The 17011-nt window shown below is 55.6% G+C and carries 24 protein-coding genes and 1 tRNA gene; 17 read left to right on the top strand and 8 right to left on the bottom strand.

Annotation, left to right across the window (positions count from 1 at the left end; genetic code table 11):
• The first annotated feature begins 2 nt into the window (after nt 1-2).
• Entirely contained in the window at nt 3-443 is a 441-nt protein-coding gene (locus AC07V0_RS10790; RefSeq protein WP_428633231.1) for a phage tail protein, read from the top strand.
• Complete coding sequence (locus tag AC07V0_RS10795; protein ID WP_495019577.1) at nt 440-1702, top strand: phage late control D family protein; 1263 nt, start codon at nt 440-442, stop codon at nt 1700-1702. The genes AC07V0_RS10790 and AC07V0_RS10795 overlap by 4 nt, the downstream gene beginning before the upstream one ends.
• A gap of 51 nt (nt 1703-1753) precedes the next feature.
• Here AC07V0_RS10795 and AC07V0_RS10800 read toward each other — a convergent pair whose 3' ends face one another.
• The 3 genes from AC07V0_RS10800 to AC07V0_RS10810 all read right to left on the bottom strand — a co-directional run bounded on the left by AC07V0_RS10800 (nt 1754) and on the right by AC07V0_RS10810 (nt 4752).
• Entirely contained in the window at nt 1754-3145 is a 1392-nt protein-coding gene (locus AC07V0_RS10800) for a KAP family P-loop NTPase fold protein (protein WP_495019578.1), read from the bottom strand.
• A 392-nt stretch (nt 3146-3537) separates the two neighbouring features.
• The gene (locus AC07V0_RS10805; protein ID WP_495019579.1) at nt 3538-4317 is read right to left on the bottom strand and encodes a zinc ribbon domain-containing protein; all 780 of its coding nucleotides are present in this window, start codon (nt 4315-4317) and stop codon (nt 3538-3540) included.
• Between the two features lie 87 nt (nt 4318-4404).
• The gene (locus tag AC07V0_RS10810; RefSeq protein ID WP_495019580.1) at nt 4405-4752 is read right to left on the bottom strand and encodes a helix-turn-helix domain-containing protein; all 348 of its coding nucleotides are present in this window, start codon (nt 4750-4752) and stop codon (nt 4405-4407) included.
• Between the two features lie 84 nt (nt 4753-4836).
• On the opposite strand from AC07V0_RS10810, the gene AC07V0_RS10815 reads away from it, so the two are divergent.
• The 12 genes from AC07V0_RS10815 (at nt 4837) to AC07V0_RS10870 (ending at nt 12634) form a co-directional block, all read left to right on the top strand.
• Nucleotides 4837-5049, top strand: a complete 213-nt coding sequence (locus AC07V0_RS10815) for a DNA-binding protein (RefSeq protein WP_428633217.1) — start codon at nt 4837-4839, stop codon at nt 5047-5049.
• Nucleotides 5050-5078: 29 nt separating this feature from the next.
• Nucleotides 5079-5552, top strand: a complete 474-nt coding sequence (locus AC07V0_RS10820; RefSeq protein ID WP_495019581.1) for a YmfL family putative regulatory protein — start codon at nt 5079-5081, stop codon at nt 5550-5552.
• Nucleotides 5549-5839, top strand: a complete 291-nt coding sequence (locus AC07V0_RS10825; protein ID WP_495019582.1) for an Ogr/Delta-like zinc finger protein — start codon at nt 5549-5551, stop codon at nt 5837-5839. The genes AC07V0_RS10820 and AC07V0_RS10825 overlap by 4 nt, the downstream gene beginning before the upstream one ends.
• Nucleotides 5836-6207, top strand: coding sequence for a hypothetical protein (locus AC07V0_RS10830; protein ID WP_495019583.1), 372 nt, complete (start codon nt 5836-5838; stop codon nt 6205-6207). The genes AC07V0_RS10825 and AC07V0_RS10830 overlap by 4 nt, the downstream gene beginning before the upstream one ends.
• Nucleotides 6208-6282: 75 nt before the next feature.
• The gene (locus tag AC07V0_RS10835; protein WP_495019584.1) at nt 6283-6516 is read left to right on the top strand and encodes a hypothetical protein; all 234 of its coding nucleotides are present in this window, start codon (nt 6283-6285) and stop codon (nt 6514-6516) included.
• Between the two features lie 6 nt (nt 6517-6522).
• Nucleotides 6523-9237, top strand: a complete 2715-nt coding sequence (locus AC07V0_RS10840) for a toprim domain-containing protein (RefSeq protein WP_495019585.1) — start codon at nt 6523-6525, stop codon at nt 9235-9237.
• 26 nt (nt 9238-9263) lie between these two features.
• Entirely contained in the window at nt 9264-10088 is an 825-nt protein-coding gene (locus AC07V0_RS10845; protein ID WP_495019586.1) for a P-loop NTPase family protein, read from the top strand.
• Between the two features lie 63 nt (nt 10089-10151).
• Nucleotides 10152-10538: a hypothetical protein gene (locus AC07V0_RS10850; RefSeq protein WP_495019587.1), complete on the top strand. Its 387-nt coding sequence runs from the start codon at nt 10152-10154 to the stop codon at nt 10536-10538.
• A 77-nt stretch (nt 10539-10615) separates the two neighbouring features.
• Nucleotides 10616-10885 carry a hypothetical protein gene (locus AC07V0_RS10855; protein WP_495019588.1) on the top strand — a complete coding sequence of 90 codons (270 nt, stop codon included), beginning with the start codon at nt 10616-10618 and terminating at the stop codon, nt 10883-10885.
• Nucleotides 10882-11133, top strand: coding sequence for a hypothetical protein (locus tag AC07V0_RS10860; protein WP_495019589.1), 252 nt, complete (start codon nt 10882-10884; stop codon nt 11131-11133). The genes AC07V0_RS10855 and AC07V0_RS10860 overlap by 4 nt, the downstream gene beginning before the upstream one ends.
• A gap of 14 nt (nt 11134-11147) precedes the next feature.
• Nucleotides 11148-11360 carry a hypothetical protein gene (locus AC07V0_RS10865; RefSeq protein WP_495019590.1) on the top strand — a complete coding sequence of 71 codons (213 nt, stop codon included), beginning with the start codon at nt 11148-11150 and terminating at the stop codon, nt 11358-11360.
• A gap of 107 nt (nt 11361-11467) precedes the next feature.
• Entirely contained in the window at nt 11468-12634 is a 1167-nt protein-coding gene (locus tag AC07V0_RS10870) for an Arm DNA-binding domain-containing protein (RefSeq protein WP_495019591.1), read from the top strand.
• A gap of 75 nt (nt 12635-12709) precedes the next feature.
• On the opposite strand, the gene AC07V0_RS10875 is transcribed toward AC07V0_RS10870, so the two are convergent.
• Complete coding sequence (locus AC07V0_RS10875; protein ID WP_495019592.1) at nt 12710-12913, bottom strand: hypothetical protein; 204 nt, start codon at nt 12911-12913, stop codon at nt 12710-12712.
• An 87-nt stretch (nt 12914-13000) separates the two neighbouring features.
• Nucleotides 13001-13237 (bottom strand): hypothetical protein, encoded by a 237-nt coding sequence (locus tag AC07V0_RS10880; protein WP_495019593.1) that lies wholly within the window; start codon nt 13235-13237, stop codon nt 13001-13003.
• Between the two features lie 250 nt (nt 13238-13487).
• On the opposite strand from AC07V0_RS10880, the gene AC07V0_RS10885 reads away from it, so the two are divergent.
• Complete coding sequence (locus tag AC07V0_RS10885; RefSeq protein WP_495019594.1) at nt 13488-13703, top strand: hypothetical protein; 216 nt, start codon at nt 13488-13490, stop codon at nt 13701-13703.
• 55 nt (nt 13704-13758) lie between these two features.
• Here AC07V0_RS10885 and AC07V0_RS10890 read toward each other — a convergent pair whose 3' ends face one another.
• From AC07V0_RS10890 to AC07V0_RS10900, 3 genes are all read right to left on the bottom strand, one after another.
• On the bottom strand, nt 13759-13977 hold the full coding sequence (locus AC07V0_RS10890; protein ID WP_495019595.1) for a hypothetical protein: 219 nt from the start codon (nt 13975-13977) through the stop codon (nt 13759-13761).
• A 499-nt stretch (nt 13978-14476) separates the two neighbouring features.
• Nucleotides 14477-14680, bottom strand: coding sequence for a hypothetical protein (locus AC07V0_RS10895; protein WP_495019596.1), 204 nt, complete (start codon nt 14678-14680; stop codon nt 14477-14479).
• Between the two features lie 223 nt (nt 14681-14903).
• Nucleotides 14904-14993 (bottom strand) — tRNA-Ser (locus AC07V0_RS10900).
• Nucleotides 14994-15301: 308 nt separating this feature from the next.
• Between AC07V0_RS10900 and AC07V0_RS10905 the strand changes: the two genes are divergently transcribed.
• Together AC07V0_RS10905 and AC07V0_RS10910 are read left to right on the top strand one after the other, a co-directional pair.
• Entirely contained in the window at nt 15302-15991 is a 690-nt protein-coding gene (locus tag AC07V0_RS10905) for a crotonase/enoyl-CoA hydratase family protein (protein WP_064619225.1), read from the top strand.
• 213 nt (nt 15992-16204) lie between these two features.
• Nucleotides 16205-16927, top strand: coding sequence for a 1-acylglycerol-3-phosphate O-acyltransferase (locus AC07V0_RS10910; protein ID WP_018925219.1), 723 nt, complete (start codon nt 16205-16207; stop codon nt 16925-16927).
• The last annotated feature ends 84 nt before the right edge of the window (nt 16928-17011 follow it).

Here is a 17011-nt window from a genome sequence, read left to right on the forward strand (position 1 = left end):
CCATGATGCTTGCCTTGGGCATGTTCGTGTTCAGCCTCTCCACTGCCGCCTACCAGGAGCTGCAACGTCAAACCGAATGGCGTCACGCCAGCAATAATCGCTTCGGCGCAGCACCAGCACGGCAGTTTGTCGGGCGCGGTGATGACTCAATCACCCTCCCCGGCGTCATCCTCCCCGAGTTGGCTGGTAGTGCTCTCAGCCTTGACGCCGTGCGCCTGATGGCCAATACCGGCAAGGCATGGCCCGTGGTTGAAGGCAGCGGTCGGATTTACGGCTTGTGGGTCATTGAGAGCCTGAGCGAGACCAAAACCATCTTCTTCCGCGACGGCACACCACGCCGTATCGAATTTTCCATCAGCCTCAAACGCATCGACGATGATCGGATAGACCTGCTCGGTGCCGGTACCAACGCAGGTGTCAGCATCATGAGATCGTTGCTGTGATCGATGCCACCCTCTCCAGGGTCACAGGCTTTCTGGATGACGCCGTGGAACGTTACCGTCGCGAGGCCGGGTACCCGGTGCCAGCGTTTCGAATTACCGTCGACGGCAACGACATAGCCAAACTGATCAGTCCGCGGCTGATGAGCCTGGATCTGACCGACAACCGGGGGATCGAGGCGGACCAACTCAGCCTCACCCTCAGCGATCATGACGGGCTGCTGGCCATCCCACCTAAGGGCGCGGTGATCCACCTTTGGCTTGGCTGGAGCGATACTGGTCTGGTCGATAAGGGCACCTACACGGTCGACGAAACTGAACACAGCGGCGCACCGGATGTGCTGAGTATTCGCGCTCGGTCTGCTGATCTGCGCAAAGGCTTAAAAACCAAACGCGAGCGCAGCTGGAGCAACACCACGTTAGGAGATGTCCTGGGGGACATCGCCCAAGGCAACGGCCTGACCGCGACCATTGCCGGCGCCCTGGATGGGTTACCCATTCTGCAACTCGACCAGGCCAACGAATCCGACGCCAATCTGATCAGTCGTGTGGGGGAAGAGTTCGACGCGGTGATCACCGTCAAGGCTGGCTGCCTGCTGTGTATCCCCGCCGGCGGCGGTAAAACCGCCAGCGGCATGGACCTGCCGCACATCACCCTCACCCGCGCCGACGGCGACCAGCACCGCTACCTACAAGCCGACCGCGACAGCTACGACGGCGTACGCGCCTACTTCTACGACGTGAACAGTGCCAAGAAACAGGAAGCCATCGCCGGCGGCGGGGAAAACCTCAAGGATCTGCGGCATACCTACAGCGACCGACAGTCCGCACTGCGCGCGGCCCGGGCCGAGTTCAACCGCCTGCAACGTGGTAGCGCGACTCTGAGCTACACCCTGGCCATGGGCCGGCCGGATCTGATTCCGGAACTGACCTATACGCTCCAGGGCGTGAAGTCGGAAATCGACGAAATCATCTGGTACGGCGGCAACGTGCAGCACACCCTCAGCGCGGACAACGGCTACACCGTCAGTCTGGAGCTGGAGAGCAAGTTGCCCGAGGACACAGTTGAGGATCTGGCTGAAGAGAACAAGGGCGACTTCACGGGAATCATCGCGTACTACCACGACAAGAGGACAGGGAAGGAAAAGACGGTTACGGCTGGGGATCAGAGCAAGCCCAAGCGGTTGCGATGGCTGTATGCAAGTGAGAAGACGGCGAAGCGAGCAGTGGATCGGGAGTATTTACGCTTAAACAAACAATAACAAAAATAATGCTGCTTCCACCTTAAAGCCCCTAGCAGAAACAGCAAAAAATCATGAAATTCGATGCGCCAACTCTACTATTTTTCGATAGAGCCTAATAGTATCTATATGATTATAAACCTCATTAATCACACTCCCCCTCCAACCTTTTGAATTATGTAACAAGCCACGCAACTCCTCTCGAGATGCATTGTTTATCCGCGCACAGAATTTCGCAACATCAGCAACAGACTCAACACCATCTGCAAAAGTATAAGATACTGGCACTGCCTTGCTGGCATTAAAATCATCTATTGCCGAGTCTGCCTTGTATTCAAATCCCAGGGACTGATAAAGCTCCTCATCTGCAGATTTAGAAAATATCAAAAACGCCGCCCAGAAATAGTTAAAGTTATGAACCGGAAGAGCACTTGCCATACTATTAATTTGCTGAGCATACCGAAGCATCTCCCTAAGCTCAATCTTGAAGTATTTCGCCAGCCCCACCAATATCAACGCATACTCTGGATAATTTGAGTCCTGTATGCAAAGAGTATCACTTCTTGGCTCGACATCTTCACCATCATGCAGAAACGACCTAGCGAAACCACTCTTACTAATTTGAAGATTCACACATCTAAACTTAAACTCAACCCGCTTGGCGACCGCAAACATATTGGAATTATCAAGTCGAAACTCTGCATCAAAAAACCGACTCAAATAACGCTCAGAAAAAAATCTCTCCCCATATATTGCCCTTACAGAGTGCGCAAGCTGGGTTGAATCAGACGCAACGACAAATCGACAATCCTCTAACTCGAAAAAGTGCTTAACTCGTTCTAACAACTCAATCGCATAAGTTGGTCGACACCGATCCAACTCATCAATAAAAATAAATGCCGGCTTCTTCAACTTCGAATTATCGGCAGCCTGAGCTAACTTCTCCAAGATAGCCTCTTTAAACTCATCAACATGAATAGCAGTTTTTGACTGTTCCTTGATCAGATCTTCGACGACGCTTTTTACCATTTCTCCTGACTGCTCGGAGCTATCTTTACCGAGCAGCTCGTCAACTTCAACACCTGTGAATTTTTTAACTAGCCCCTTAGCAATTAACGGCGCGGCCTTCTTCATTAGAGTTGTTGTCAACTTAATGACTTTCTTTCCCGCATCGCTGGAGTCAAGAGACAAATTATCCATAGTCTGCTGTTCAATGCATGTAACCAACGCAATAAGCGGCTCAGCCGTATAGTCTGTCTCCCAAGCATTAAAAAACACACATACATGTTCTTTACTGAGCTCAGCCTTCCACCGATTCAAGAAGAAAGATTTGCCAGCCCCCCACGGAGAATTGACATTCAATACTTTTATATGCGGATTTGCGAGGAGATATGAAGTTAAAAATTTTGCACTTGGTTCTCGATCCATAAGATCGTCGGCCCACACTTCCGCAGCATTCACCATTTTCCGCTCCTGTCGAAATCAACAACATATAGAACCCCAGCACATCGCCGGGGATCTTTACCCAAATCCTTACTTCGATGACTGCACAAACGCCTCCATGATCCTTAGCACATCCTGGCGCTGCTGGTCATCCAACTTGGCCAGTAAATGCAAAAAGAGGTGCTCCAAAGGGGTAAGGTTTTCCATCATGCGTACTCCATTTCCTTGTGAAGGGCGCAGGTGCAAAACGCAGCACCTAAACCGCCCGGGAGTCCCCCATTCTCAGCACGTTTTTCTGTGCCACCAGCCCGAGCAAATCACTTGGGCCTGGATTGAATGGGAGCCGCCACCCAGATGGCTACTCCCTTAGCCGTGCACCACGTTGGAAATGTAAGTAGCAGTTGCGCCAGGCTTTACAGCACTGGCGAATTCGGTGGCAGGGTCATGTAAACACCGTTCTCACCCCACCCTTGCAAGTTCCCCTTTGCATCGACGACGTAGTACTCACCGAAACTATTTTCAGGCTCGTCCAGGCGCAGCCCACCATCAGGTAGCTTCTTCGCCTGATAGCTCTCTGTATTTTTTCCACCGCTTGGAAAAATCGAGTCAATAGCGTATTTGCCGTTTCGCTTGTACAGCACCATCACATGACCGAGGGCACCGTCACGCAGCCAGCTGCCGACCATGTCCGGATACCCCTTTAAATCCAGCGCCCTCAGGGTCTGATAGTCCTGGGCACTAAGACCGATGAGCGAACTTTTGAAGTCAGGATCAAAACTGGCGTTGGCCCAGTAGGCTTTGTCGGTTTGGCCTTCGATCCTGAAGCCAATGAAGATTGTCTTGGCCTTAAATTTTGTGTCGGCGCGAACCGCTTTTGCTACTTCAGCCAGTTCCGCGTCACTTACGCGCTTGGGCAGTACGACTTCGACTTTACGAGGCCGCCCCTCTTGGAAATCATCTTTCGTGATCGAATATGACTTCGGCGCAACGTTCTGCGTGACTTTCTCGACAGGCTTGTCCTTGTTGCCACCCGAGCACATCGAAACCGTCACAGCGATGATGATTGCCAGAATGACAAATCCGCCAATCTGTTGGCCGATGGTGACTCCAGGATTGGCAACGCCGCAGCTGGGGCAAACCTTCGCTGAGGTATGGATTTTGTGCTTGCAAGATTTACAGGGCTTCAACGCCATTCGAACCGCTCCTTTCTATATCCATGAAAAAGCCGGCCATCGTGGCCGGCGTACCACATCCACTCATCTGTGCATTCGTAGACCAGTTCAGTCGTTGTCCTTTTTTGCATCGATGCTTGCGGCCTTCGCAAAGGCAGCAGCCATACGGAACAACACATCACGATCTGGCTCGCTGATGCGCTGAAAAGAAAGCAGAAAATTTGCCGTATCAGTACTGATCCAGTCGGCGCTCACAGGCTTATGTTCACCGGTCACCACGTACAAAATATCGACGCCTTTTTCAGCTATCGCCGCGAGATAGGTCGCATCTGGACTTCGCTCGCCTTTTTCGTAGTTGTACTGGCTATTTTTCGAGGCACCAGCCATCGCCGCGAACTCGGTCTGATTGAAGCCCAAGCGTTCGCGTTCTTCTTTGAGGCGATCACCAATTCCCACAAACGTCTCCATTGCGAATTGACATTCCCACATTCATGGGAAATACTTCGCCTGTCATCACACGAAATCACACGAAACGAGACTATGCCGAACGCATACCCCACCGAGCAAGCATGCCAAGAGGCTCGAGAGCGCCTCGCGCATCAAGGTCTGTCAGCGAAAGACTGGGCCGATCAGCATCACCTCAATCCGTCGACGGTGTACGCAGTGTTGAATGGACAGAAGAAATGTCTACGGGGCGAGGCCCATCGCGCTGCGGTACTGCTCGGCATTAAGCACGGCGTCGTCACAAATTAGGCCTGTTGGCTCAGGGAGGAAACCAGAAGATGAAACGTCCAGTTCTAGCCAACAGGAAAGACGTCGTTAGCGCAGTCATCTGCGCCTATCCGGGCGGGCGTCTGTATGCCGCCGCCGAACTCGGCATGACCATCAAGAAATTCGATAACCAAGCCTATGAGAATGCCGGTAGCCGCCCTCTGAGCGATAACCACATTCACCGGCTTGAACAAATTGCAGGTACTGCCTTCCTACCGGACTACATCGCGGCCAAATATGGCGGCATGTTTGTCCCTATGACAGCGTCGGCAGACCTGGACAACGTCGAGTTGTATAGCCGGTCAGTCAAAGCCGCAGCCAAGCGCGGCATGGTTGATCAAATCATTGCCAAAGCATTGGACGACGGCGTCATTGAGTCCAGCGAGGCAGAAGCGATTATCACGGCCCTGATGCATTACATGTCCGCCCGCTACGCCGAGGTGCTGGCGACCATCCAACTACACGCTCGGGGGATTGTTGGGTGAGCACTTACAAACTTGTCTGTCCCCACTGCCTCGGCCGCATGCGCATCCGTACCAGTGAAGGCACACACATTTTCCTGCGTGTGGCCTACCTGCAATGCACCAACGAGGCTTGCGGCTGGTCGGTACGCGCTCAGTTCGAGATGACCCACGAGATGAGCCCCAGCGGCATGGCCAACCCGTCCGTGCGTCTGCCCATCGCCGACATTGCTTTGCGTCGCGCCTCGATGAAGACCGCCAACGATCAACCCGACCTGCTCGACCAAATGGAAATGGAGTGTGCGCAATGAACCATGATCAGTTGACCCACGACTACCGCAGCAGCATGCAACAGGCGGCGTTCTCGTACCTGCAACGACACGAAGCGCATTACCTGGTGGATTCCGATCTGCTCTACGAAAACTGCGTTCGGCACCTGACTACCTCGCTGGAGGTGCCGGTGTTCATGGCTGAGCGACTGGTGCACAACGCCTGGACGGAATTGCAGGTGGTCAACCAGCGCAAGTGGATCGGTGTCGATTGGGGCAACAGTCCCGATTGTACCGTCGTCCACTTGATCGACGCCCGGGAAGGTCTGAGCTACCCGGTACCGGCAAGGCTGCTGCCTCAGACCCTGCTGGCCCAGCGCGACTCCACGCACAAGCACCACCCTCAGTAATCCCTTTTTAAACACCCCACCCTGCCCCGCTTCCCGTGGGTTTGGGTGAGCTTTGCCCGAAATCCGAGGTGGACCATGGAAATCGACGTCGCCATCACCGCAAAACTGCCCCGCGACCAGGCCGAAGCCCTGCTCCAGGCACTGCGCAACCAGTACTCGATGCAGTTCAACGAGTACTGGTACGACGATCGATTTCGGCTGATTCCTGAGGGTTTACGGCACGGCTCGTTGCTTGCGGCCTTCCCTGTGATGGCCGCGCAGAAACGCCTGATTGGCGCCCTTAAACACAGTCTCGGCGAAGTGAAGTAAGCCCCGATGAATATGAAACACGATCTACGAGCCGAAATTCTGGAGAAGCTTCAGGCTGACTACGGCCTGAAGCACAAGGCAGGCAAATACATGCGCGAAGGGGTTTGCCCATCGTGCAAGAAAAAAGAGCTGTATGCCTTCCATGATGACCCGTGGATGATCCGTTGCGGCCGGGGCAAGTGCGGCCACACCTGGCACGTCAAAGAAATCTACGAAGACTTGTTCAATGACTGGAGCAAGCGCGCCCCGGCGTCTGAGCAACATCCCAATGCCACGGCCCGCGCCTATCTGGAATTTGCCCGCGGCTTTCGCCTCGATCTGATTCAGGGCTGGTTTACTCAGGAAACGTACTTCTCTGGTGAGTTGAATGCCGGTAGCGCTACGGTACGTTTCGCTCTGGAAAAGGGTGGCTACTGGGAACGCCTGATCGACCGGCCGCACCGGTTCGGCAAGATGAAAGCGCGGTTCAAGCCTGGTGATAGTCCACGTGGTTTCTGGTGGTGTCCGCCCTGTGTCGATCTGCTGGACGTCAAAGAGCTGTGGATTGTTGAGGGCATATTCGACGCCATCGCCCTGGTGCACAACGGCATTGCAGCGGTGTCGGCGATGTCGTCCGGTGCCTATCCTGAAGAGTCGCTGAAAGAACTGGCACGGCTGCGCGGCGGCAAGTTGCCCAAACTGGTTTGGGCACTGGACAACGAGCCAGGCGCGCATAAATACACCAAGCGCTGGGTGCGTCAGGCTCGCGCCTTGGGCTACGAATGTGAAGCGGCTCAGATCCCACAACCGGACAGCCGCAAGGTCGACTGGAACGATCTGCATCAGCGCTGGGCGTTCATCGATGGCGAAAACGAGCGCGCTGAGCAGGTCGAAAAAGACCTCGCCACGGCCCGCTACCACGGCTCACTGCTGATCGCTGAAAGTGCGGCAGAGAAAGGCGTGTTGATGTATGACTGGCGCGAACGCCATGAATTTCACTTCGGCTTCGACAGCCGTCTGTACTGGTTCAAGATGGACCTGGAGAAGTTCAGCAAGGCGATGTTGTCGCTAGAGACATCTGACCGCCACGAAGACCAGCTACTCAATGAAGATCAGCGCCGGCAAAAAGCCCTACGCCAGTGCGGTGGTGTCGTTGAAATCGCCAACTGCTATCCGCAGGCGCTGTATTTCCAGCGCAACGAAGTCACCGACGAATCCTGGTATTACTTCCGCGTCGATTTCCCGCACGACAGCGGCAGCGTCAAGAACACCTTCACCGGTGGCCAGGTCGCCGCCGCAAGCGAGTTCAAAAAGCGCCTGCTCAGCATGGCAGCCGGCGCGGTGTTCACCGGCAGCGGACAGCAGCTCGACAAAATCATGAAGGATCAGCTGTTTGGCCTGAAAACCGTTGAGACCATCGACTTCATCGGCTACAGCAAACTCCACAGCTGCTATGTATTCGGCGACCTTGCCGTGCGCGGCGGCATCGTCAGCGTGGTGAACAAAGAAGACTTTTTCGAGTTCGGCAAGCTGCGGCTCAAGACGCTGCAAAAGTCGATCGCCATGCACATCCAGCGCGACAGCAAGCAGTACCGCACCGACTGGTTGCCGATGCTGTGGCTGTGCTTCGGCGCCAAGGGAATTGTCGCCCTGGCGTTCTGGTTTGGCTCGCTGTTCGCCGAACAGATCCGCGCACAGTACAAATCCTTCCCGTTCCTTGAAGTCACGGGCGAAGCCGGCGCCGGCAAAACCACGCTGCTGACCTTCCTGTGGAAACTGCTGGGCCGGGAGCATGAAGGTTTTGACCCATCGAAATCGACCCGTGCCGGCCGACAGCGCGCCATGGGCCAAGTCTCCAACATGCCGGTGGTGCTGATCGAAGGCGACCGTAACGAGCCGGACAAGGCCCACGCCAAAGGCTTCGACTGGGATGAGCTGAAGGACTTTTACGGCGGCGGTACGCTCGGCACCAAGGGCATGAAAACCAGCGGCAACGAGACCTACGAACCGCCGTTTCGTGGCGCCATTGCCATCAGCCAGAACGCTGATGTCAGCGCCTCCGAGGCGATCCTGACCCGGATTATCAAATCGCACTTTGCACGCCCGGAAGTCACCACGGAAAGCCGCGCAGCCGCTGACAACCTAAACCTGATCCCGGTTGAACAGCTGAGCCACTTCCTGCTGCTGGCCGTGCGAGCAGAAGCGCAGGTGATGGCGAAGTTTGCCGAGCGCGTGCTCGTTCACGAACGGCAGCTGCGCACCCTCAAAGAAATCCGCGTTGAACGGATCATCAAGAACCACAGCCAGTTAATGGCCCTGGTCGACTGCCTGCGTCTGGTCTGCCCGCTGGATGAAAACCAGGTGGTGACCACGCAACAGGCACTCACGGTCATGGCCCTGGAGCGGCAGTCCGCAATCAGCGCAGATCACCCACTGGTGGCTGAATTCTGGGAAGTCTTCGAATACCTCGAAAGCTTGGGTGAAGGTCCGCAGGTCAACCACAGCACCGACCCGAAACTCATTGCCATCAACCTCAACGAGTTCGCCGAAAAGGCCAGCGAGCATCGGCAGAACCTGGCCGACCTCAAGACGTTGCGCGGGCTGCTGGTGAATAGCCGTAGCCACAAATGGCTGGAAACCAACAAGGCGGTTTACAGCGCGGTGCGTGCCTCGCAAGCCGCCGGCAACTCGATGTTCAACAAACCCACCACCGTGCGCTGCTGGATTTTCCAGAGCGCGTAAACCGCTGTAACCGAAGGAGCAACAACATGCAAAACGAACTGAAATCCGCCATCCGCTTTGATGACTTCCATGCCGTCTTTGGCGCGCAGGGGATTGTCGCGATGGCCTGGTGGCTTGGCGCAAGACATGCAGAGCAGATCCGTGCGGAACATCACAGCTTTCCTTTCCTGTATATCACCGGCAGCACGGGCAGTGGGAAAACGTCCTTGCTGAGCTACCTGTGGACACTCAACGGCCTAGACTCATTGACGTCCTATTCCCCAGGGCATGCAACACCAAGAGGGCTTGCCCGCATCTTCGCCAACGCCGGCGATTTACCCGTGATTCTTGAGACCGGTAACGATTTCGAACACGAATCCAAATTTGATTGGGACCAAATTGCCTCGCTCTACAACGGGGGCACCCTCTCAGTCCATTCGCCAAGTGAACAGACTCAGGTCACCTTCAGAGGAACGTTGGTGATCAGCGCGAATCCGCCCATCGAATGCAACGACGCACTTGAAAGCCGAATGGTCCGCGTAATGCTGACAACGCCCCACACGACCGAAAGCCGCCACCATGCACAAGCGTTGTATCAACTCACACCTGGGCAGGCCGGGGCATTTGGTCGTGCCGTGGATCAGCGGGCAGATCAAACGGTCAGCACGGTTAACAGGCTGGCCCCCGTCTACGCAGCAACTCTTTACGACAAACACCCTGCTCAGCCGAGTTCGCGAGTCGCAAAAAACGGCGGGGTGTTGATGGCCTTGGTGGACGTACTCAGCCTCTTGCTCAACCTCACCGAAGAGCAACGCCGCAGTGCCCTGAATCAAGTCGAGCACAACGTTGGTTTGGCGTTTGTTCCGTACTGATCGGCATTCGAAAGTTACCCATCAGGCGCTGCAACGCCTGGGCTACATAAAAGGAGAAGCACCATGCAAGACACCCTCAAGAACCTGAATCTGCGACTCGCCTTTGAGAACTGGGCAGCAGCCGAAGGCCTAGACCTGACGATCTGTGAAGGTGAGTCTGCCTACAACAATTCAAGCACATTCGACGCATGGCGCGGCTTTTACGCAGCCCATGGTTCGCACGAGGTGCCCGCTGCCGGTCAGCAGCTTTACGCGGAAATCAAGAAGTCGAGCAAGTACGCCTGTCAGGTGGACCTTTGCCGTAATAGCCCGTACGGCTACCCGTTCAAGGTCTGCATCGTCGAGGACTTTGGTGGTTACGTGGTCAAGGGAGGAATCGGCGGCCAGTACCGGATAGCCGATGTGAATCTTTACGTGATGCAGGACGGCAAGAAAATCCGCCTGCACTGATATCGGCAAAACCGGAAAAGAACTGGTGCCGAGGGGCTGCAACCCCTCGGCACCGACCACACAAAAGGAGAAGCACCATGCAAGTGAATCAACCCAAAGGCGGTATTGAAGAGGCTATCACGAACCCGCTCGCTATCGGTGATCGTGTCAGCTACGTCCAAATCACGGCAGTAGGTCGTGGCTACCGATTCAGCGTTTGCAAAGGTGTGATTACCGAGATAGAAGGCCAGGTTGCAACGGTGCGTGCTGGCAATGGCCGACACATCACCCAACCGCTCGACAAGCTTACGCAGGAAGGCCAACCGAACGCACTGACACGCCTGCTGACTGGAGGGCAATGGTCATGACCGCCCTCCTTCTGATGTACCTGTGTGTCGACGCTTCCCACACCGACTGCCAGGTGATCCCAGTTCAACGCTGGATCAAACCTGATGCATATGAACAGTGCATTGCGACCGTCCCGCAGTTGACGGCCGCATTGACCGCCAAAAACCGGAAGCTTCATTACTTCATTTGCGAAGTCCAGGGCCACCATGAACAGGGGCCGGCGCAGCTGGCGGCACCGAGGTTTTCCAATCAGTCGTTGCGCATGTGACCAGGAGCGAAACCATGGCCGAGAACGGCAAATCCTTCCCCTGGAATCTGGACCTTACAGGCATCTGCGACCGATGCGGCAAATCCCGCGCCCATGGCAATCACCAGAAATGCAGCAAAGCGCGCCAGGTGCTCAACGCACAACGGCGGGCTGAGGAAGCCAGATCCGGGGTTGCCCCCCGACCTAGAAAAAGCGCCAGCTTGTTCTGGTTACTTCGCCAGGACTGATCAGCAACACTCAAATACAAGGCAACGCGACACAGAAAGGCCCGATAACGGGCCTTTCTGCTCTCAGCCTGCTGATCAGTTGTTCAGTTCATCGTGTAGGGACGTATATGGCACATGGCGTAGAGGCCCGTGGCAATTCGGTGCGGGTCTATTTTCGTTTCAACGGCAAGCGGTACCGGGAGCTCATCCCCGGCGGCAACACTGCGGCCAACCGGGAACAAGCAGAGCGCCTGGTAAACATCATCGAGTACGAGATACAGGCTGGCACCTTCAACTACAGCCGGCATTTTCCTGACTCAGCCAATCTGGTCGAGAACACCTTCGGTCATTACCTTGATCTGTGGCTGAAGATCAAAAGCAATAGCGTTGCCGCAACCTCCTATCGGGGTTATGCCAACAAGGCTGAGGTGCATGTGCGGCCGCGCTGGGGCAAGGTTCAGATCGACCAGATCGATCACCTGGATTTGCAAGAATGGGTGCAGGACACGCTGTCGAAGCGGCTGAAGAACAAGACCATCCGCGACATTATCAGCAACGTGCGACAAGTCTTCCGGCTTTACCGTACCCGCAAGAAAGTCGCTCATGATCCGACTGAAGGGCTGTTCGTCCGCTTGCCCGATCCTGAAGCACCGGACCCGTTCACCAGGGCGGAAATCAAACAGATCCTCGAAACACCGACCCATCGCACGCAAGAGCTGTTGATGATCCAGTTCATGATTTGGGCGGGACCACGTGTATCAGAAACCATCGCCCTGGCTTGGGAGGATGTCGATCTGCAGCAAGGGACGGTGACGTTTCGTCGATCCAAGGTGCGCGGAGCTTACCGGGTGACGAAAACCCGGCGCTCGACTCGGAAGGTTCGGCTGTTGGAGCCAGCGTGGGATGCGCTACGCAAGATTGATGCAATGAACCCGACCAAAAAAGCGCAGACGGTCGACATCGTTGAACGGGACAACAAGACCGTGCGGCAACACAAGCTGCATTTTGTATTCCTGAACACGAAGAGCGGTTTACCGCATGTCAGCGACTTCGTTGTGCGAGATCGCTTCTTCAAGGCTCACTTGAACACGGCCGGGGTCCGTTATCGTGGGCCTGGCCAGTGCCGGCATACCTACGCCAGCCAGTTGTTGACTACGGGGGTGGCTTCGGTCGATTGGATCGCCGAGCAGATGGGACATACCAATGGGAACATGATCCGTCAGCACTATGGGACGTGGATCAATGAGGATGGGCCGGATGTCATAGGGATTTTGCAGATGGCGCTGAAGCTGTAGAAACAAAAAGGCCCCGCACCTAGTCAAAGTGTGGGGCCTTTTTACATAAGTGGCGTTACTCGTAACGCGCGGGGCTTACGTGAAAAATCCCTTCGTCGCCGGAACATCTTCCTTTTCCGGGCTCCGCTCGGACTTGCCCAGCACATAGGCCACATGCGCCAAGCCGGAGTTATTCGCATTGGGCACTACGGCCAGCAGCGTCCAGCCCTCGGCCAGTTTCTTGTTGGCACTGGTCGCGCCGGCGACTTGCACCACTTCTGCCGCTTCACTCATTTGCATAGGTGTCGCTCCTTTGATGGGTTGCCCCGGGTAGTGTAGTCGGCCGCCGTGGGTTCCTTTCACGATAAACGCCGTTATTCGTAACGCTCAGTCCTTCCCGGCCGCCTTCAATTCGGCCTTGCGCTGGTCGCGCTGCTGGTCGACCGCATCGTTCAGGAGACAGTACTCGGCCCAGTCGATCAGCCCTTCAGCGTACAACGCTTCCACATACCCTCGCGCCCAGAGATTAAGCAGACCAACAGCGGTATGCGACTCAGCGCCGGCGATCTTGGCAATCTGCTCCCGGGCACGGCCCACCGTGGCAGGATTGTTCGGCTCGCTCATGGTTAGGGTTCCTTTGTGTTCTTTATTGGAAGCTTATTTGACTTCACCCAGAGAAGGTTCCCGAAAGCGACTTTTCCTTTTCCGCTCATCTAATTCGGCTATCACTTCACTCATGCTCTTATCCCGATGGGCCGGATGTCGTCGGGATGTTGCAATTAGCACTGGAGCTATAGAGGTTCAGCTATACCGTACTGAAGTGGGGGTGTAACACCACCCCCACCCGCTTCGCTCCCAAAGCCAAGGAGGCGTCATGCTAAAAATGTGGGTTTTCATCCTGATGATCGACGGGAAGGACGTAGAGGCCTTCCCAAGCGATTCAGAGGCGCACTGCAAGCAAGGCATGGAAAAAATGTTAATGCTCCAGAGAGTTCAAGGACAGAAGGCCTCAGGTGCCTGCTACGTAAGAGCCACCGAAATCGACGACACCGAAAGACGCCGCATTGGTCATTCGGTCGAAAGTCGCTAGAGAATTGGACTTGCCGGGACCTATCCCAGTATCTCGACGGTAATCCCGGCGCGCATCAAAACAACCCCGCTTGGATTTTTTGCTGCAGCAGCACAGCCAGTTCACGGCTGGGGTATTGGGGTTCGACGGTGCGAGCTTTGCAGTACGGTGCATGGGTAAAAGCGCCGGCCTGCGTTAGGTCCTGGACGTGGTTACACAGCCGACAGCACACCTGCGGGCCGTCGAGTTGCCAGTGTTTGTTCCAGGCTTCCAGCGGGAGATAGGGCACGGACATTCCAAAGCAGGCCTCTGGGCAGGAAGGACAGGGGCTGAATACGCGTAAAACCCCTCACTGTTGGAATGGTAGGCCAGATCCCGCCTCTCTGGCGTCCAGTCGGCACAAAAAAGCCCACCGAGGTGGGCCTTTTGGTGGGGGGTGATTAAACGAAAACGCCGTTATTCGTAACGCGGCGGTCACTCGCCGGCGGCCGCCCCGAACTATTTTTAGGCCGCCCGACGAACGGTAGCGTTTTCCGGCTGATTCAGAATCTCGCCAAGCTAAATAAAAGACATACGAGAGAATTTACCGATGTCTTTAAACCAAATCCTAAACAATTTACTCCTGGTCGTTACCATTATCGTCACGCTGTACGGCCCCGTTCCACCAGCCCCGCCGGCCCCCAATCCCGTCTTGGCCTTACCTTTGATGATTTGCCCCCGATAAATCCGGGGTTCCGTTCAGGGGAAAGTTTGTCCGGTTAGAGGTAGAGTTTTCCCGGTCCGATCAATGGGCGTTATACATCACGCGCCCGGGCCTTGCGCCGGGCTTCCAGAACTTCAGGTAGCAGGTATGCCACAAACATGGCGAGCGTGGCGGCATAACAGAGCCAGATGATAAGCGACCAGCGCAGCACGTTAAATTCGCCATAGGCGCCAAACGCTACGTACTCAATAAGCGCGACGGCGAGCAAATTGCCGACGAAGCCGAACCAAGTCATGGGGTATTCCTTTCAATTGGCCGGCGGCAGTCGTCGGTTCCGCGGATTGAGTGTATTAAACGCTGATTTTAGGCACAGCGATCAACGAGATGCGGCTCGCATCTTTAAGCCAGAAAAAGACGCTCCAGTCCCATATCAGTCCCATATGGGCATTTTCCAGACGCCAAAAACCACAAACCCCCGACTTTCTCTAGGAAAATCAGGGGTTTGTGTTTACTAAATGTGGCGGTGAAGGAGAGATTCGAACTCTCGATACAGTTTCCTGTATACACACTTTCCAGGCGTGCTCCTTAAGCCACTCGGACACTTCACCGTATCTCGTCAAACGCATTCAGTCTGTCGAGGCGCGCTAATGTAGTCGAAAGCTTTTCTGATGGCAAACATTTTTTTCAGAATTTTCATGCGCTTAACGCGATTAGCGCTTTGGGGGCGTTCAAGGGCATGGCAAACCTGCCAATCTCCGGCTTCGCCTCCCCTTCTATATAGAGGCCAATGCACGGTGGACGGGGCGGGCTGCGCCTGGAGGGCTGGAAAAGGGTGACTGGCGGGTCAGTCACGGCGCTTTACCTGGCCTACAGCGGTGGGTAACGTCTGCCCTACTTTATTAGAAGGATTGGCGTCATGAGTGAGTTGATTTCCTACCATCTCGAAGACGGTATCGCGACCCTGACCTTGAGCAATGGCAAGGTCAATGCCATCTCTCCAGACGTGATTGTCGCGTTTAACGCTGCGCTGGATCGGGCGGTAGCGGATCGGGCGGTGGTGATCATTACCGGTCAGCCGGGGATTTTGTCGGGTGGTTATGATTTGAAGGTGATGACGGCCGGCCCTAACGAGGCCATGGCACTGGTGGCTGCCGGTTCGACCCTGGCTCGTCGCCTGTTGTCGCATCCGTTCCCGGTGGTCGTGGCGTGTCCTGGGCATGCGGTGGCCAAGGGTGCGTTTCTTCTGTTGTCGGCTGACTACCGCATCGGTGTCGATGGCCCGTTCAGCATTGGCCTGAACGAAGTGCAGATCGGCATGACCATGCACCATGCCGGTATCGAACTGGCCCGTGATCGTCTGCGCAAGTCGGCGTTCCATCGCGCGGTGATCAACGCCGAGATGTTCAACCCACAAAACGCCGTGGACGCCGGCTTCCTCGATAAGGTGGTGTCGGCCGAAGAGCTGCAAGACGCGGCGCTGGCGGCGGCTCGTCAGTTGAAGAAGCTCAACATGATCGCCCACAAGAACACCAAGTTGAAAACGCGCAAGGCGCTGCTGGAGACGCTGGACAACGCGATCATCCTGGATCAGGAGCACATGGGCTAAGCCCGAACGCGTTGCACCGAAAAGCCCGACCGTCGTGTCGGGCTTTTTCTTGGGTGTCTGGTTTAAAAACTTACAACCGCTCTAGGCCGCATCTGACCCACAAGTCGGAAACATGCGCTCAAACATCGGCTATCTCCCACTTCTATAGCGGCAATTGCCGAAAACAGTGCACATCCGTACACTGCGCCACCTTTTGTCCCGGTGGGCCTTTAAATGCTGTTTGTGTTTCGTATGTTATTGATGGGCCTGCACTTTATTCTGGCCGGTGTGCTCGGAGTGATTCTCGGGCTGTGCCGTCCGTTCAATCCGGACAACAGCCGTTTGTGCGCCCGTCTGTATGCGTGGCCGGCAATGTGCATTTTGCGTTTACGGGTCAAGGCCGATGTCGGGCCGCTGATGGATAAACCCGATAGCTGCGTGATCATCGCCAACCACCAGTCCAACTACGATCTGTTTGTGTTCGGCAACGTGGTGCCCCGCCGCACCGTGTGCATCGGCAAGAAGAGCCTGAAGTGGGTGCCGCTGTTCGGGCAGTTGTTCTGGCTGGCGGGCAATGTGTTAATCGATCGCGGCAATGCGCACAAGGCACGCCAGTCGATGCTGACCACCACGCACACCTTGCAGAATGAAGACACCTCGATCTGGGTCTTCCCCGAGGGCACCCGCAACTTGGGCGAAGAGCTGCTGCCGTTCAAGAAAGGCGCGTTCCAGATGGCGATTGCCGCCGGCGTGCCAATCGTGCCGGTGTGTGTCAGCAGTTACGTCAAACACATGCGATTGAACCGCTGGCGCAGTGGGAAGATTCTGATCCGTTCGTTACCGGCAATTCCTACGGCTGGATTGAGTCTGGATGACATGCCGATGTTGATCGCCCAGTGCCGCGAACAGATGCGTGAGTGCATCGACTCGATGGATCGGCAGCTGCAAGCCGCCTGAATGAAACCCGCCCTGTGCGGGTTTTCTTTTGCCTGCGAACTCTACCGATTTTGCTGACTCTCAAGCAGTAGACAAGGTTAAGCT

The organism is Pseudomonas sp. GW821-FHT01E10, from assembly GCF_059422365.1.

Coding starts and splice junctions, on each gene's coding strand:
- AC07V0_RS10790 (WP_428633231.1), top strand. CDS start 3: ATGATGCTTGCCTTGGGCATGTTCGTGTTCAGCCTCTCCACTGCCGCC.
- AC07V0_RS10800 (WP_495019578.1), bottom strand. CDS start 3,145: ATGGTGAATGCTGCGGAAGTGTGGGCCGACGATCTTATGGATCGAGAA.
- AC07V0_RS10805 (WP_495019579.1), bottom strand. CDS start 4,317: ATGGCGTTGAAGCCCTGTAAATCTTGCAAGCACAAAATCCATACCTCA.
- AC07V0_RS10815 (WP_428633217.1), top strand. CDS start 4,837: ATGCCGAACGCATACCCCACCGAGCAAGCATGCCAAGAGGCTCGAGAG.
- AC07V0_RS10820 (WP_495019581.1), top strand. CDS start 5,079: ATGAAACGTCCAGTTCTAGCCAACAGGAAAGACGTCGTTAGCGCAGTC.
- AC07V0_RS10830 (WP_495019583.1), top strand. CDS start 5,836: ATGAACCATGATCAGTTGACCCACGACTACCGCAGCAGCATGCAACAG.
- AC07V0_RS10835 (WP_495019584.1), top strand. CDS start 6,283: ATGGAAATCGACGTCGCCATCACCGCAAAACTGCCCCGCGACCAGGCC.
- AC07V0_RS10840 (WP_495019585.1), top strand. CDS start 6,523: ATGAATATGAAACACGATCTACGAGCCGAAATTCTGGAGAAGCTTCAG.
- AC07V0_RS10845 (WP_495019586.1), top strand. CDS start 9,264: ATGCAAAACGAACTGAAATCCGCCATCCGCTTTGATGACTTCCATGCC.
- AC07V0_RS10850 (WP_495019587.1), top strand. CDS start 10,152: ATGCAAGACACCCTCAAGAACCTGAATCTGCGACTCGCCTTTGAGAAC.
- AC07V0_RS10855 (WP_495019588.1), top strand. CDS start 10,616: ATGCAAGTGAATCAACCCAAAGGCGGTATTGAAGAGGCTATCACGAAC.
- AC07V0_RS10860 (WP_495019589.1), top strand. CDS start 10,882: ATGACCGCCCTCCTTCTGATGTACCTGTGTGTCGACGCTTCCCACACC.
- AC07V0_RS10865 (WP_495019590.1), top strand. CDS start 11,148: ATGGCCGAGAACGGCAAATCCTTCCCCTGGAATCTGGACCTTACAGGC.
- AC07V0_RS10870 (WP_495019591.1), top strand. CDS start 11,468: ATGGCACATGGCGTAGAGGCCCGTGGCAATTCGGTGCGGGTCTATTTT.
- AC07V0_RS10875 (WP_495019592.1), bottom strand. CDS start 12,913: ATGCAAATGAGTGAAGCGGCAGAAGTGGTGCAAGTCGCCGGCGCGACC.
- AC07V0_RS10880 (WP_495019593.1), bottom strand. CDS start 13,237: ATGAGCGAGCCGAACAATCCTGCCACGGTGGGCCGTGCCCGGGAGCAG.
- AC07V0_RS10885 (WP_495019594.1), top strand. CDS start 13,488: ATGCTAAAAATGTGGGTTTTCATCCTGATGATCGACGGGAAGGACGTA.
- AC07V0_RS10890 (WP_495019595.1), bottom strand. CDS start 13,977: ATGTCCGTGCCCTATCTCCCGCTGGAAGCCTGGAACAAACACTGGCAA.
- AC07V0_RS10895 (WP_495019596.1), bottom strand. CDS start 14,680: ATGACTTGGTTCGGCTTCGTCGGCAATTTGCTCGCCGTCGCGCTTATT.
- AC07V0_RS10905 (WP_064619225.1), top strand. CDS start 15,302: ATGAGTGAGTTGATTTCCTACCATCTCGAAGACGGTATCGCGACCCTG.
- AC07V0_RS10910 (WP_018925219.1), top strand. CDS start 16,205: ATGCTGTTTGTGTTTCGTATGTTATTGATGGGCCTGCACTTTATTCTG.